Consider the following 15,993-nt stretch of genomic DNA (forward strand, 5'->3'; position numbering starts at 1 on the left):
GGGGAAGGGCTGCGCCCTTCCCCCTGGTGGGGTCCGGGGCGAAGCCCCGAAAAAATGTCAAAGAAGAGGCGGAGAACCAGGTCAAGGTACAGCGAGTCGTCAACGAAACGACTGGTGAAATAGAATTGTATTGTCACTCCAATAGGTTGCAAAAAAAGGAAGAATCAATTTTGGATCGTTTTTCCAAACGGTTCGAACAAGGGCTGGAAAAACTGGCGGCTGGACTTCTCAAAAAGAGGGGATGCCGGGTACACGCCAAAATCATGGAGCGTCTGGGTCGATTGAAAGAAAGGTATGCTTACGCTGCCCAGCACTACAAAATCGAAATAGCCCAAGACACGGAAACTAAACATGTTTCAAGCATCACTTGGTGTCGCCATGAAGCAGTGAAACCGATCATTACCCATCCGGGTGTCTACTGCTTGCGTACCGATCAGCAACAATGGGATGCCGCCACGATCTGGAACACCTATACCATGTTGACCGACTTGGAATCGGTTTTTCGTAGCATGAAATCAGAGCTGGGTTTGCGTCCAGTCTACCACCAAAAGGGGGACCGGGTAGATGCCCATCTTTTCATCACCATCCTGGCCTATCATCTCGTTCATGGTATCCGTTACCAATTGAAAGCAAAAGGTATTGACGACTCATGGGAACGTTTGCGTAATCGCCTTTCCAGCCAAATCCGCATCACCATAACCATGACACGCCAAGATGGAGAGCTTGTCCATCTGAGAAAAAGCAGTCGAGCAGAACCCCACCAGCAGGCCATTTACAATGCTCTCGGTCTTCCCCATCACCCTGGCAAAACGCTGAAAATGTCTCCTCTCCCAAATTCAGTCAAGATGTAGTGCCATACTGAGACAAAAAAATTTAGTAAAATATTGAAATAAATCAGATTTTGCACTACAGATGACGAACATGGGTTGACCGGTTTGCTGATCCTGGTGGAACAGTACGCCAGGTGCAAAAATGCAGAAACCCGGCAACAAATTGTGGATTTTTATATTGCCCATCTGGACCGGGTCAACAATTGGGATCTGGTGGATCTTTCTGCGCCCAAAATTCTGGGAGAACACTTGCTGCACCATCCGCATGCCAGGGGGATGCTGTCGATCATGGCCCAATCTGCCAATCTCTGGGAAAGGCGTGTTGCCGTGCTGGCCACCTGGCCCATGCTCAAGCAGAGGCAATTTGCGGAATTGCTGACCCTGGCTGAATACCTCCTCCGCGATACCCACGACCTCATGCACAAGGCCGTGGGGTGGATGTTGCGGGAGGCCGGCAAGGTTGATCTTGATGTTTTGGTAAAATTTTTGGAAAAACATGCCGGGGCCATGCCACGGACCATGTTGCGTTATGCCATTGAGCGGCTGGATTCAGACCGCAAACAGAAATTCATGGGACGTTGATGCCGTTTTTGGCTTCTTTTTGAGCAGCACAGGTTACTGCATTTTATTATCCATGCCACCACTCCTGCCACCAAGGATAAAACATGTTCCCGAAATCGACCTTTATCCGTTGCCTGTTGTTCGTTCCGGTGGTGTTTTTATCCACACATGTCGCAGCCCAATCCCCACCCGCCGACGCACCCTCTGGACAAACCTCATTCTGCACCCCTGCGGAAGAGGTGGTATTCGCCTGCCGAACCGGTCAGAAGATGGTGTCGGTGTGCGCAGCGAAAAATGCCGGTTCCCAACAAGGCTATCTGCAATACCGTTTTGGCAAGCCGGACAGTGGACAGGCACTCGAACTTGTCTGGCCGGAAAAAATGAAGCCACCATCGGCAGTTGCCGTAGGCGACACTGTTGCCTTTTCGGGTGGCGGAGCGGCTTGGCTGCGAATTCCCAAGGGCAACTATGCCTACGTCGTCTATAACGGCATTGGCAAATGGGGTCCAAATGGAGAAATTAGCACCAGGGAGGGGCTGACCGTGGAGCGTGACAACAAGGTGATCGCCAACCTGTCGTGCAATGGCGGCGTCAGCACCCTGCTGGGGCCGGATTTGTTCGAACGGCTGGGCATCCAATCCCAGGGCAGGACATTTGATCTGCCGGAGTGACCATCCTTTCCGTTGTCTACTTGTGTGAAGGATCCAGTAGAACCGTGTCTCCCCACGCCGTGTGAACAAATGTCCAGTTCTATCTTGAATGTACGCCAGGCAGAAAATATCAAGAACAAGGATTTTGATAAGGCCAAAATGATCTTTTCCGGAGGGACAATCAAAATAAATATGTCGAAATATCGAGCGACGATAATCTCAAGGCTGAATTTATTTTACAAACGGGACGAAAAACGTCGTCTCACGGGCAGAATATTATGGATAAAGTAGCCACAGCTCTTAAAGGGTTGGATGAAGATTATACTATTGAATTAAGAAATGGAAAAAAATTAACCAGAAATAATCTTTCGATACGTAAAACAGTCAGAGTTGGAGCCGTGGGTGGCCATCCGAATTTAATTGAGATCTATTCGGAAATGAGCGTATGGTTGCGAGAGTTAATCGGAGAAGGTGTTGCAATTCGGGAGTAAAGCCATGTTCGCTTTGATTGTTCTGACCATCATAGCATCGTTTGCACTTGCCTGGTTGGCGTTACAGATTGGTATTGGAGGTATTCCTTTTGAATGGGAAGATGGAATTCGGATGTTTTTTGGATTAGGCGTTGCGCTTATTGGGTCTCATTGGGTTCTTTTACAAAAAATTGACAAATTAATGGACGAAAAAATTCTTAAATTTAAAGAAATTGAAAAAATACAGCCTCTTCAGCATTATATTAAGCGTGGAAGCTGGTCTTTTACCGCAATAAATCTTGCACTTTCTGTGGGATGCATAGTTCAATCATTTATTCATATTCCATTGCTTTCTCTTTTCATGGCGATTTTAACAATCTTAATGGCTTTAATTACATTTTTGTGGGTCTGGAAGTGGTACACTCAGGCAGATCAATATTACAACATTAAGGTTAGAGATAACTCCAAGCACATTGCTCGCCTGACAGCTTTAAAAGAACTTCAATCCCACCCTCCAATTACGGATGAAGTCAAGAAAAAGCTTGACGGGTATTATAAACTTATTCCTTGACTCTGTAAACTTCTCCGTCTGCGCCGCTCATCATGAAACCACGCAAAACCGGCTGTCTTGACGGAGAAGCAAAAGACGGCCATTCTGCAACTGTCCCAGTCTCGGCAAAAGGGATCATGGTGCCAGGCCAGAAACCTGGAAATGGGCTGGCCGTGATTGGCCATGACAACACTCACGATTCCAACTGAAATATCATGTGGCCTATTCTTGATTCAATTTTGAGCCGGCTGCCAGAGGATCTTCATGTGAGCTGGCTTCCCGAGGATCTCCGGAAGCGGCCATGGCTCGTGGTCATCAACGACCAGCAGGTGGCGATACACATCAGGGAAAAGATGCGGTTCGGAGAACGGCATGTGTTTCCGCAATCGCCGGCAGGCCTGGCCGGATTCAGGGAACACCTGCACCGGAAAGGTTTTTCCGGGTCGGCATCTGTCCTGGTCGATGTCATGGAAGAGGACATGCGCCAGGAGGTGATTCCGCAACTGCATGGTTTCAACCGCAATCAACTGATTCAGCATCGTCTGGAAAGATTGTTTCGTACCACCCCCCTCAGACAGGCGGTGTCCCAGGGAAAGGATCGGCCTGGTTTCGAGAGAATTTTATTCAGTGGATTGACCAACCCTGCTCCGGTGACGGCCTGGCTGGAGGTGTTGGCGGAGAGAGGAATCAAGGTAACCGGGGTATGGTCGGTGCCGTTGGTCAGTGGAGATGTGTTGCGGCGGGCCAGCGGGATTGGCTCCGACAATGCCCTGCTGGTCAGCACCAACAGCGGCGGCTTGCGGCAAACCAGTTTTTTCCGGGGCCGGACCCTGGTCAGCCGCTTGGTTCCCCTGCCAGGCGGAGAGACATCCGGCCTGATCCACGCCATCCTGAATGAGGTGGAAAAAACCCGCATGTACCTGAACAGCCTGCGTCTGGTACCCCGGGAAACCCCCATGGATCTGTTTTTTCTCTCGCATGCTGCCCTGGTCCGGCAATTGCGGGATCATCAGGGATTGGCCACGACCCGAAATTTGCGGATCCATGGACTGGATGCCGGCAGCGTGGCCGAACGGCTCGGCCTGCCGGTGCCTTTCCATGACACGGAGATGGATCTGCTCTTTGGCCACTTTCTGCTGAAGAGATGGTTCCGGGTTCGTCCCTATCCAGGTCTGGAACCGAAATGGCAGGAACCTGCCTGGTTGCAACGAGGCCGTCACTGGCTGCGGGACCATCTGCCGCAACCGGCCAGAGAAGAGGCTGAAATCAAGGAGGTTTCGCCGCATCAGCAGGCGGTGCGCCGGTTGGGGGATGTCCTGGTGGAAAAGGGGGTCATCACCTACGACCAACTGGAAATCGCCCTTGCCGAACAACTGCGGGACAACAAACCCCTGGGCCGGCTGCTCGTGACTTTGGGCTTTGTCACCGACAAGCAGTTGCGGGATCTGCTGGGTGAATTTTTTGACCAGCAGAGCGTGGATTTGACCTCCGGGGTGGTGGATCCGGAAGCGGTCAACAAGGTACCCAAGGAGTTTGCCAAACGCCATGGGGTGTTGCCCCTGACCTGGAATCCCGACCAGCAACTGCTCGTGGTGGGAATGGCCAACACCCTGGATATGGCCACCCTCGACCGGCTGCTGGCACGGCTTCCCGCCGGAACCACGGTCGAAACAAAACTGGCCACGGAAAACGAGGTCATGGAAGCCATCGATGCGATCTATGGTTTTGATCTGTCGCTGGATGGCATTCTGCGGGAAATCGAGAGCGGCGAGGTGGACCTGGAGAGTCTGCCGGTTGATTCCGCCGAGTTCAGTCATCCCATGGTACGCCTGGTCAATGCCCTGTTGACCGATGCGATCAAACACGAAGCCTCGGACATTCACATCGGACCCATGGCCGGTTTTGTGCGAATCCGGTATCGACTCGATGGGGTGTTGCGTCAGGTGCGCAGTCTGCACCGCAAGTTTCAGGCTGGCCTGATTGTGCGGCTCAAAGTGATGGCGGGCATGAATATTGCCGAGAGCCGGATTCCCCAGGATGGGCATTTTTCCTTTACCCTGGCCGGTCGCACCATTGATTTTCGAGCCTCGATTCAGCCGACGATCCACGGAGAAAACATTGTCCTGCGGGTCCTGGACCGGGCCAACCGGATCATGGGCCTGGATCATCTGGGGCTGTCACAATACAATCGCGAACGCATCGACCGGATCATGGAACGCCCCGAAGGGATCATCCTGGTCACCGGTCCGACAGGCAGCGGCAAGACCACCACCCTCTATTCGATGCTCTCCACCTTGAATGCCGACGAGAGCAACATCATGACCCTGGAAGATCCGGTCGAATATCCGATGAAATCGGTCCTGCAAACCTCGGTCAACGAGGCCGTCAGACTGGATTTCGTCACCGGCATCCGCTCCATGCTGCGCCAGGATCCGGATATCATTCTGGTGGGGGAAATCCGGGATCTGGAGACCGCCCAGATGGCCCTGCGGGCCGCCATGACCGGGCATCAGGTCTACAGCACCCTGCATACCAATTCCGCCCTGGGAGCCATCCCCCGCCTGTTGAACATTGGTCTACCACCGGACATGCTGGCCAGCAACATCATCGGCATCGTGGCCCAACGTCTGGTCAGGCGTCTGTGCAAAAAATGTTGCACGCCCCAACCTGTCGGCCCCGAAGAACGTCGGCAGCTCTCCCTGCCGGACTCTGCCGAGGTGACCACCCTCTACCGGGCCGCCGGGTGTCCAGCCTGTAGCGGCTCCGGCTACAAGGGGCGTTTGAGTGTCATGGAAATTGTCATTGTGGATGATGATTTTGATGACCTGATCTCGCGCAAGGCCACCCCGGGAGAGTTTCGCCAACTGGCACGGCAAAAGGGAATTCGCACCATGACGGAAGATGCCATCCGCCACGTACTGGAAGGGGTCACCAGCCTGGACGAGGTCAGCCGTATCCTCGGTCATCCACCGGCTTTGCTTCAGAGTGTTTGAGGTTGCCTCATGCCCAATTATTCATACCGGACGACCGATCAGAATGGCAAAATCCGCCAGGGGCGGATGGAAGCTGCCAATCTGGACGATCTGGAGTTTCGCCTGGACCGTCTGGGCCTGATGCTGATCAGTCACAAGGTGATTGGCGAAAAGGCCCAGGGCAAAAGCCTGTTCCGGCGTTCCGGGGTGGGGCGCAAGGAAATCCTGCTCTTTTGCTTTCACATGGAGCAGTTGACCCGTGCCGGGGTTCCCATTCTGGAAGGATTGACCGGATTTCGGGATGGGGTCGAAAATCCGCGCCTCAAAGAGGTGGCCGTCTCTCTGGTGGAAGACATCGAGGGGGGAAAAACCCTGTCGGACGCCTTGGGTGCCCATCCACAGTTGTTCAGCAGCATTTTTGTGCAATTGATCCGCATGGGAGAACGCACGGGACAACTGGATACCATTTTCAAAAACCTGGCCGACTCCCTGAAGTGGGAAGACGAGCTGATGGCACAGGCCAAAAAGGTGATGATCTACCCCACCGTGGTGGGTCTGGTGGTTGCGGGTCTCGTATTTTTTCTGATGATCTTTCTGGTCCCGCAACTGATGGAATTCATCACCGGCATGGGGGAAGAACCTCCTCTGCATACCCTGGCCCTGATTGCCACCTCCAACTTCATGGTCGCCTGGTGGCCGGTATTGGTCTCGCTCCCGGTCGGAGCCATTGCGGCCATTAAATTTTTCCGCAGAGTCAGCAAGGGGTTCCGCCGGGGACATGACGCATTCAAGCTGAGAATATGGTTGTTCGGTCCTCTCAACCGGAAGATCATCCTGGTGCGTTTTTCCAATGCCTTTGCCCTGATGTACAAGGCCGGCATCACGGTCCTGGAGTGCATTCGCATCTGCGAGGGGTTGGTGGGCAATCTGGCGGTTCAAGAGGCCCTGGAGCAGGCGCGGCAACATGTTTCCGATGGCAAGGACATCACGGGCAGTTTTGGCGAAGTGGGCATTTTTCCACCCCTGGTGTTGCGCATGTTGCATGTCGGCGAAAGCACGGGTGGCCTCGATATTTCCCTGCGCAATGTGAGCTATTTTCTGGACCGGGAGGTCAAGGAGACCATCGGGCGTCTGGAAACCATGATCGAACCGACCCTGACCCTGATCCTGGCCTTTATTCTGGGGTGGGTGATCCTGTCGGTATTGGGACCCATTTATAATATTATTGCCAAATTGTAAAACCCGGATTGCCGGTTGTTTTATGGCCAGAAATCCCCCTGTTGTCCAAATGTGAAATCCAGGACACCGATTGTTCCATGGCCAGAAATCTTTTTCTTTATGTGACCAACCACAACCTGATCTCCTACCCCTGGGAGGAAAATACCTTTGGCGAGGCGGCCTGGTTCGCCCATGGCGGTGAGGACAAGGGCCGTTTTCTGGAATATCTGGACTCCTTTGCGGCTGGATTCACGGCATATATTCTCACCGATCTGACGGAAGAAGAGATTAAACAGGAACGGGTTCCCCGGCTTAACCCGTTCAATCGTTCCCAGATGCTGGAGCATCGGGCGCAACGGCTTTTGCGGAACACCCCCTTTCGCCATGTGCAATATCTCGGCAGGGATTCCCAGGTCAAGACCCAGGACAACGTCCTCTTTTCCGGCCTGACCGACCCCGAGACAACCCTGCTTGCCTGGGTGAACATTTTGTTGGAAAAGGGGATTCCTCTGGCAGGCATCTGGTCCCTGCCGCTTTTGACTCCTCGGGTATTCCACTCGGTCATCGATGCGAAACATAAAAATGTCCTGCTGTCGAGTATCAATACCGGGGGACTGCGTCAAACCTTCATGCGGGATGGTCAGATCCAGATCAGTCGTTTGAGTCCTGTTCCTACCCTGGAGACGGAAAAGCTGGTGCCGTTTCTCCATGGTGAGGTGGCGCGCATGATGGGATACCTCTCCAGTCAGAGGCTGCTCGCCTGGGGCTCGGAAATGCATGTTTATATTCTGTGTGATCAAGCCCTGATCGCACTGTTGAATGCCGGTCCCAGGGAGGTGAGCAACCATCATCTGCATCCGGTGGATGTGGCTGTTCTGACCAACCGCGTGGGATTGAAAAACACCCTGGAGGCCGGAAAAATGGACCGGCTGTTCGGGCATTACATCATTCGACGGCATCTTCCGAACCATTATGCACGCCCATTGGATATCGCTGTTTTTCATTCGATGCAACTTCGGCAACAGGTGCGTTGGCTGGCGGCAGGCATGGCCGGAGTTGGTCTGCTGGCGGGAACTATTTTGTTTTTCCAGGCACGTGCCGATCAGGAACGCTTGCCGGCCCTGTTGCAACAGGTTCAGGAAATGGAGAAAAAAAGACCCTCTGGTGAGGTCAGCAACCAGGATCTGACCGTTCGGGATGTCCAACGCATCGTCGAAGCGGTCCCGGTGGTCGAAACTCTGCAAAAACATGCCATGGATCCATTGCGTCTGCTGCAAATTGTTGGACCAATCCTTGCGGAACACCCTTCACTCTGGTTGAACAGTCTTGAATGGTCTGTCGGGCGGGAGGGGGTTCAACCGGTACCTGCTGCCACCGAAAGGGGTCGGGGAGGAAAAGGAGGACCTCCGGGTGGCCGGGCAGGAACACCTCCAGGCGGTCGGGGAAGCGCAGGAGCGGGGACAGGAGGAACATTGCCCGGCAGTCGGGCAGCGGCGGGCACAGGAGGATCCCCGCCTGGCAGCCGCGGAGGAGGAGCGCCACCTGGCAATCAAGGAGAAACAGCAACTGAAAGAACGGATTATCAAACGGGCCAGATTTCCGGCCATATCCATCCTCTGCCCAGGGATGCCAAAGAGGCATTGAGCAAGGTCGAGGCTTTCATCCGTGACCTGCGTACACTTCCGGAGGTGGTTGAAATCCAGCCTGTCAAGATGCCCATGAATCTGGGACAGGGGGCCGTCATTCAGGGAGGAGGAGGATCCATCAGTGGTGGTGGGGCCGTTTCGGCGGATGCTGCCCTCTTTGTCTTGAAAGTGATTCTGGCCACGAGACCATGAAAACACAATCCATCAAGTGGAAAATTCTGGGCGGTTCCCTGGTTTTGTTGTTCCTTGCCCTGATATTTTCCGTTGCCCTGGTCTGGGGGGGGATGGAATACCAGGATCGCATGGCGGTGCGGCTCCAGGAATTGGAAAAAAACATTGCCAAATTGCAGACACGCAAAAAACAGAGTGCCGCTCAGGAACAGCGTCTTGCCGAGATGCGACCCCGGTTTGAGGAGTTCCGAAAAATGGGAAGCATTGGCGATGAACCTCGTTTACGCTGGGTGGAAGCGGTCCAGGAGTTGGATGCGTTGGTCAAACTGCCCGTGCCAATCCGGTTCAAACTGGATCCGCCCCAACCCTTCGTCTCTTCCATATCCCTGCCGCCAATCCAGGAATACATGGTGTTGTCCAGCCGCATGGAGTTGACCTTCGGTCTGCTCCACGAAGAAGACCTGGCCAATCTGCTCAACCTCCTGCAACAAAAAAAAGTCGGGATCTTCCATGTCAACCGATGTAAAATCCAACAGGCTCGTCCCCTGCCTGAAAATCAGGAAATTCGCGAAGTGGGGGTCAATCTGGAAGGAAGTTGTGCCCTGGACTGGTTGACTTTGCGCGAGATGTCCAAATAATTCCCATGAATCAATTTTGTTGCCACGGAATTGCAGGAATGCTGCTGGTCATTGCCGGATTGCTCGCGCCGCTGTCGATTCTCCGTGCGACCGAAGGGAGTGATCTCGCCAACATTCTGCCGGGCCGCCTTTTTACCACCCCGGAAAATCGGCAGATCCTGGATCGATTGCGGCGGGGAGAGCGTGTTCCCAAGCCGGTTCTGCTCCGGAAAAAAGAGACTGACGGGGCAGATCAACCGAAAACCGCTGCCCCCGGCGAACCGATCATTCAGGGACCGCGCTTCCTTACCGTGAGTGGTCTGGTCCAAAAACGTGATGGGAGTTTCGTGGCATGGCTCAACGGCAAAAGTTTTGATCTGGCAACCGGCATGACAGGTGAAGGGTTTGTCGTGTCACCGACTCGTACTGCTGTGGAAGAGATTGCCATTCTGTTGGAGGACCATGCAACGCCTTTCCTGCTGAAGCCCGGCCAAACCCTGGATGCAGACCAGAAAAAGATCGACGACAGTTTTCGAATTCCGGAACGGGTGCGCCAGTTGGCCCAGCGTGGCAAGCCCCTGCCTGTCATCCCTGTTCCTGATCCATCCGCAGTTGGCACACGGAATGAAAAGCACCCGGACTCAGAGAAGACAACCCAAAAAGCGGATGACTCCGGCAAGAGTGCAGAGACAAATTCCAGGAATGCTCATTCCACCGGGACAACGCCATCTGGTACAAAAAAGGCCGGCAAGGAGATGGATCCCGACCAGGAGCTGGAACCGGACAAAATATTTGACCTGGCCAAAAAGGTCAAAAATGCCGGGAAAGGTGGTGGAATCAAGGGCCTGCTGGATACGGCCACGGAGGTGTCGCGTGCGGTTGGCCAATAGAGAATCACGACAGAATGCTGTTGAGTCGAAACCCATGGCCATGAAGTCGGCACGAGGATCCATGGCGTCGGAACGTGGAGCCGTCATGCTCCTGACCCTGACGGTCCTGGTGATGGCGGGACTTTCCTTTGCCCTGGATGCCCTGTTGATCAAGAGTTCCCGGGTTCGGGAAGATGTGCGGGCATTTCAGGTTTTGTCGCAGGCCAAGGAGGCATTGATCGCCTATGCGGGAGCTTCAGATCGGACCAACAACCTGGGGCGTCTCCCCTGCCCCTTTCTCGGCAACATCAGCAATTATGATACCGACGGCACAGCAGCTTCCGAGTGCAATGCCGTGACCGGCGTGGCGGACACTGTCAATTCTTTTGGATTGTTGCCTTGGAGTACCCTGGGATTGGCTCCATTGCGCGATGGCAGCAACTCCCCCATTCTGTACGCTGTGGCAGGGCGCTACAAAAGGGGATCCAGCACATCCATCCCGCCCTACCCTGCCGGTAACCTGACCCTGAACAACAATTCGGGAGATTATGTGGCATTTGTCTTTGCCCCCGGCAACCCGCTCTCCACCCAGACCCGGGTTCTCAACGATACGGCGGCCAATCAGCAGGCGCAGTTTTTGGAGAGACGTGCCGGCATCACAGGTGATTTTGAATTGGCCAAGATTGATGTCAACAGTACCACCCCGGCGGCCGATCGTTACAATGATCGGGTTCTGGGTATCAGCCAGAATGATTTGATCTATGCTGTCACCCGGAATTGATGCACCACGGATATTTTAACGTTGCGGAGGCAGCAGGAGCCGAAATCATGGAGCCGATCTCCTCATTCCAAGCCGGGCGTCATCTTTTCCGGGCCATCTGGCGGCGGATTCGCGGCTTTTCGCTGATTGAAATTTCCGTGGCGATTGCCGTTGTCGGTCTGGTGGGAGGATCGGCGGTGGTGACCGTAAACATGCAACGGGAAAAAACCCAACGGGACAAAACCAACATTTCACTGGAACGGATCAAAGAGGCTGTGAAATGGTATGCGGTGGCGCAGGGCTACCTGCCCTGTCCGGATACCGATTTCGATGGGGTGGAAAATGTCACCGGCGGGGCTTGTGACCAGCAGTTTGGCTTGCTGCCATCTGTAGACCTGGGTTTGCAATCTCCGGATCCAGCAGGCAATCGGATTGCATATTATGATCCCTGGGGCAATCCGTTTACCTATCATGTGTCGCAGTTTTACAGTAACAGCAACTCGCCCATCAGGGGAACGACCAATGGGGATTTGACAGTTTTGAGCCGAAATCCCGACGGAAGCAACACCACCCTGGGAAGTGTCTATCCGGTGGTGGTGGTTTCGCATGGACGGAACGGCTACGGTCACTACAAACGCAACACCATGTCTTTGGAACGGGATCCTGTAGACCCCAGCACCATCAGCAACCCAGCCGAGCGGGAAAATGCCAATGATGACAATACATACATGGTTGGCACCGGCGATGATATTGTGTTCTGGTTGTCATCCCTGAATCTGAAAAATGAAATGACTACGGCGGGAGTTACCCTCTCTACGGTGACAACGACTTCGACAACGACTTCGACGCCGACGACATCGACGGCTCCAACGACCACCACGTCGGCTCCAACGACCACCACGTCGATTTCAACGTCCACCACTTCGGTCCCAACGACCACCACGTCAATTGAAACAACCACGTCCACAACCACATCGACATCCGTAGCAACGACATCGACTTCAACTTCGACTTCGACTTCGACTTCGACTTCAACTTCGACTTCAACATCCGTGCCGACGACGACCTCGTCAATTTCGACCACCACATCGGTGCCAACGACCACCACATCGGCCCCAACAACCACCACATCGGCTCCAACGACCACCACATCGGTCCCAACAACCACCACATCGGTTGCGACGACCACCACATCGGTGCCAACGACCACCACGTCGGCCTCAACGACCACCACGTCGGTCCCAACAACCACCACCTCCGTGCCAACGACCACCACGTCGGCATCAACGACCAGCACCACGTCGGTATCGACCACATCCACATCCAGCGTTGCGGCGTCTGCCGGACTGCTCTTTACCGGCAGCAACTACAACTGTTTCGGTAACAGACCCACCAGCATGAACTCCTCGACCGGGGATGCCCGGTTTGTGAGAGGAGACAGTGCCAGGGCCGACAATCCCTGTCTTGTCTTGCCTGCGGCCAATCCGACGTATTTCTTTACCAGCTTTACAGCATCCGCAGGCCTGACTGGAACCAACGAAATTGAAATCCGGCCCGAGAATGGTTTTGGTTCCATCACCTGCCGGTTCAGTTTCACCAGTGCCGGAACAAGCAGTTGCAGCGGATATTCAATCACCATCACCAAATCTTCCGCTGCATCCGGGACGATCAAGGTCAACTTCGGAAACAAAAACATGTCCAGTTTGAGCAGGCTGGAAATCAAGATCAACGATCTGAGTTCCAGCTATATTGATTTCAAATACATGTGCATCGGAACCTGCGGTCAGTAATGGACCATGGATCAATCATTGCGTCCCATTCCCCGTCACCTGATCATGCTGCTGATCGTTGCCCTGCTCTTCCAGGGAGGGTGGAAATTCCGGGAGAGGCAGCCCGTTGCCCGCACGCAAGATCTGGCCCCCCCGCCACGTCTGGAAATGTTGCACCTCTGGTCCCTGGGAGACCCGACCACGGCGGCCCGTTTCGGGATGCTCTGGCTGCAAACCTTTGACGCGCAGCCGGATGTGATCGTGCCATTGCGTGAGATGAATTACCACAACCTGGTTGCCTGGCTGGAACGCATTCTGGAATTGGATCCCCGCTCCGAGTATCCGCTGTTTGCCGCTGTGCGGATTTATGGGTTTGTCCCGGATGCCCAACGCGAACGCCTGATGATGGATTTTGTCCATCGCGCCTTTCCGGGCGACCCCCAGCGTCGCTGGAAATGGCTGGCCTTCGCCGCCGTCCAAACCCTGCACCGGCTCCAGGATCCTGACCGGGCGCTCCTGTACATGCGGGATATCGACCAAAAGGTGCAAAGTCAACAATTGCCATTTTGGGTGCGTGGCTTGCATGCCAGAATATTATATGGCAAAAATGAGTTTGACAGTGCCCGAAGTCTGATGCAGGCTCTCCTGGCACGTGGCGGTGTAACCAATACACGTCAAAAACAAGCCATGGAACTCTGGCTCGAAAAGTTGAAAGAAAAAGGAAATCCCCATGAAAATCAATAATAATAAAGATGGCGGTTTCAGTCTGATTGAAATTGCCATCGTTCTGGTGATCATCGGTCTGTTGATCGGCGGCGTCCTCAAAGGCCAGGCCATGGTCAAAAATTCCAAGATCAAGCGCATCGCCACGGATACCCAAAGCACCCAGGGTGCCGTCAACTCCTACATGGATTCCTACTGGTTCCTGCCGGGTGATGACTCCGGTGCCGCCACCCGTTGGGCAATAGCTCCCACAGCCGGCAATGGAGATGGTGTCATCGCCGGACTTTTTGTTCCTGCCGCGCCAGCCGCAAACGAAACTGCACTGGCCTGGGACCACCTCTACTGCGAGGGTCTGGTGAAAGGGTCGTGCGTGGCAGGCGGGACTGCGGTAGCCAATCCCATCAACCCTGTCGGAGGTCCTACAGGTATTGCTGATGGTCGTGCATTAGCCGTTCTGGGTATGCCCCAAAAAGTAGTCTGCATGGAGAGTATGCCCTCCGAGTATGCCATGATCTATGATCAGCAATTCGATGATGGTGTCGGTAATACCGGGAGTATCCGGGGAAGTCAAAATGGGGAGACTGCCGCAACTCCTGGCACGGCTCAAGCCTATGCCGTGGGCCAAGTGATCCATATTTGTACCGGTTTCTGATTCTGTTTCGGATCTCTTCTCCTGGACCGTTTCCAAAATCATCTGAAACCGGTCCAGGAAAGAGTTTCTCTGAAGTCCCCCTCCCCCCATGGCAATGGACGCATTTGACATTGTGGATGTGACCAGGCGCTACGGGTCTCTCTCGGTGTTGGCAGGATTGAAACTGCGAGTCCGTGAGGGAAGTTCATTCGGCCTTGTGGGCGGCAACGGTGCCGGCAAGACCACACTCATCAAATGCATCCTGGATCTCTGCCGCCCGGATACCGGAACCATCCGGATTTTTGGCACGGCTTCCACCCGGGTCGAGGCACGGCGACGAGTCGCCTATCTGCCGGAACGTTTTCTCCCGCCCAGTCACCTCCAGGGTCGGGAGTTTCTCGCCAGCATGATTCTCCTGCATGGCCAGTCCGTAAGCCGGACCAGGATGGAAGAGACCGTCGCCGCCCTGGATATGGACCCTTCCGCCTTGCGCAAGCCCGTCCACACCCTCTCCAAGGGGATGACCCAAAAGCTGGGCCTGGCTGCCTGCCTGTTGAGCGGCAAGGATCTTCTGGTCCTGGATGAACCCACCTCCGGGCTGGATCCCCTTGCCCGTGCCCTGTTCAAGGAGCAACTCCGGGAACGGCAGCGTCAAGGGCATACCCTGTTCATCAATACCCACATTCTGGCCGATGTGGAAAACCTGTGCGACACCATGGCCATTCTCCACCATGGCCGGTTGCTTTTCCTGGGAACCCCCACCCGGTGCCGGGAACAATTCGGTGGCGATTCCCTGGAAAATGCCTACCTCAATGCCGTGCGCACCCTGGGTCAGGCAGCTTGAAATGCCGCCACCAGTCTGCGAAATTTGATCCGATTGCCGACAGGTTCACCATTGTGGCAGTATCAGCCGGAAATGCGGTACCATGTGATCGACGAAGGAAAATACCCGGATCAGGATCTGAAAGGTCGTTGGTCCCTGACCGCCATATTCTTTCGAATACAGCATCCGGTCATCCCTGCATTGGTCCTGGATGCCAGTCGTGACCTGGTCGTCTGGTTTGACAAGCATCCAGACGGTCCACCCGTGAAACGTCTGTTCCGGGAACTGCTGATCGTGGCTCTGGAACGAGTCAAGAAACAAGATCCCCGCCCGCACGTTCCTGTAGAGCTTGAGGAGATTGTCATCATGCTGACACGTTATATCGATAAATGGGAAAAAGACATTGAACAGAGGGGAATCCTGATCGGCGAAAAAAAGGGTGAACAGCGCACCCTGCTCCTCCTGATTCAACGTCGTTTTGGCTCAACACCGGAATGGGTCCATGCCAGACTGGGCGGTGCCACTCTGGAAATGCTCGATATGTGGACAGAAAATATCCTGGATGCCACATCGTTGGAAGCCGTTTTCCAGGAACGGATCAGGCAATAAACAGGTGTCACCACCAGCATCATTCCATTCTGGCAACACATGGCCCATGTCGCCATCAAAAAGTTGTCGGCCATGCAGGACTCTCCCTGGAAAACGTATGAAAAACAGGCCGGATTTTATTGAA

16 protein-coding genes are annotated in these 15,993 nt (G+C 54.4%); all 16 read left to right on the forward strand.

The annotated features are described in order from the left end of the window. Positions 1-170 precede the first annotated feature (170 nt). Positions 171-851: a transposase gene (locus HQL65_00005; GenBank protein ID MBF0134599.1), complete on the forward strand. Its 681-nt coding sequence runs from the start codon at positions 171-173 to the stop codon at positions 849-851. Positions 852-926: 75 nt separating this feature from the next. After that, positions 927-1,412, forward strand: a complete 486-nt coding sequence (locus tag HQL65_00010; GenBank protein ID MBF0134600.1) for a DNA alkylation repair protein — start codon at positions 927-929, stop codon at positions 1,410-1,412. An 83-nt stretch (positions 1,413-1,495) separates the two neighbouring features. Next, positions 1,496-2,062, forward strand: coding sequence for a hypothetical protein (locus HQL65_00015; protein ID MBF0134601.1), 567 nt, complete (start codon positions 1,496-1,498; stop codon positions 2,060-2,062). A 257-nt stretch (positions 2,063-2,319) separates the two neighbouring features. Beyond that, entirely contained in the window at positions 2,320-2,532 is a 213-nt protein-coding gene (locus tag HQL65_00020) for a hypothetical protein (protein MBF0134602.1), read from the forward strand. Positions 2,533-2,536: 4 nt separating this feature from the next. Beyond that, positions 2,537-3,082 carry a hypothetical protein gene (locus HQL65_00025; protein MBF0134603.1) on the forward strand — a complete coding sequence of 182 codons (546 nt, stop codon included), beginning with the start codon at positions 2,537-2,539 and terminating at the stop codon, positions 3,080-3,082. A 1,088-nt stretch (positions 3,083-4,170) separates the two neighbouring features. Continuing rightward, positions 4,171-6,054, forward strand: a complete 1,884-nt coding sequence (locus HQL65_00030) for a type II/IV secretion system protein (GenBank protein ID MBF0134604.1) — start codon at positions 4,171-4,173, stop codon at positions 6,052-6,054. A gap of 9 nt (positions 6,055-6,063) precedes the next feature. Continuing rightward, on the forward strand, positions 6,064-7,272 hold the full coding sequence (locus HQL65_00035) for a type II secretion system F family protein (GenBank protein MBF0134605.1): 1,209 nt from the start codon (positions 6,064-6,066) through the stop codon (positions 7,270-7,272). Positions 7,273-7,349: 77 nt separating this feature from the next. Continuing rightward, positions 7,350-9,089: a hypothetical protein gene (locus HQL65_00040; protein ID MBF0134606.1), complete on the forward strand. Its 1,740-nt coding sequence runs from the start codon at positions 7,350-7,352 to the stop codon at positions 9,087-9,089. Further along, the gene (locus HQL65_00045; protein MBF0134607.1) at positions 9,086-9,706 is read left to right on the forward strand and encodes a hypothetical protein; all 621 of its coding nucleotides are present in this window, start codon (positions 9,086-9,088) and stop codon (positions 9,704-9,706) included. The genes HQL65_00040 and HQL65_00045 overlap by 4 nt, the downstream gene beginning before the upstream one ends. A 38-nt stretch (positions 9,707-9,744) precedes the next feature. Beyond that, positions 9,745-10,575 (forward strand): hypothetical protein, encoded by an 831-nt coding sequence (locus HQL65_00050; protein MBF0134608.1) that lies wholly within the window; start codon positions 9,745-9,747, stop codon positions 10,573-10,575. Positions 10,576-10,636: 61 nt separating this feature from the next. Further along, a complete protein-coding gene (locus HQL65_00055; protein ID MBF0134609.1) occupies positions 10,637-11,335 on the forward strand; it encodes a hypothetical protein in 699 nt (232 codons plus the stop codon). Positions 11,336-11,382: 47 nt separating this feature from the next. Beyond that, positions 11,383-13,104: a type II secretion system protein gene (locus HQL65_00060; GenBank protein ID MBF0134610.1), complete on the forward strand. Its 1,722-nt coding sequence runs from the start codon at positions 11,383-11,385 to the stop codon at positions 13,102-13,104. 6 nt (positions 13,105-13,110) lie between these two features. Then, entirely contained in the window at positions 13,111-13,827 is a 717-nt protein-coding gene (locus HQL65_00065; protein MBF0134611.1) for a hypothetical protein, read from the forward strand. Beyond that, entirely contained in the window at positions 13,814-14,458 is a 645-nt protein-coding gene (locus HQL65_00070; GenBank protein ID MBF0134612.1) for a prepilin-type N-terminal cleavage/methylation domain-containing protein, read from the forward strand. Before HQL65_00065 ends, HQL65_00070 begins: the two co-directional genes overlap by 14 nt. An 88-nt stretch (positions 14,459-14,546) precedes the next feature. Beyond that, positions 14,547-15,281, forward strand: a complete 735-nt coding sequence (locus HQL65_00075; GenBank protein MBF0134613.1) for an ABC transporter ATP-binding protein — start codon at positions 14,547-14,549, stop codon at positions 15,279-15,281. A 72-nt stretch (positions 15,282-15,353) separates the two neighbouring features. Beyond that, positions 15,354-15,869: a hypothetical protein gene (locus HQL65_00080; protein MBF0134614.1), complete on the forward strand. Its 516-nt coding sequence runs from the start codon at positions 15,354-15,356 to the stop codon at positions 15,867-15,869. Positions 15,870-15,993 lie beyond the last annotated feature (124 nt).

This window comes from Magnetococcales bacterium, assembly GCA_015228935.1.
Lineage (GTDB): Bacteria > Pseudomonadota > Magnetococcia > Magnetococcales > DC0425bin3 > HA3dbin3.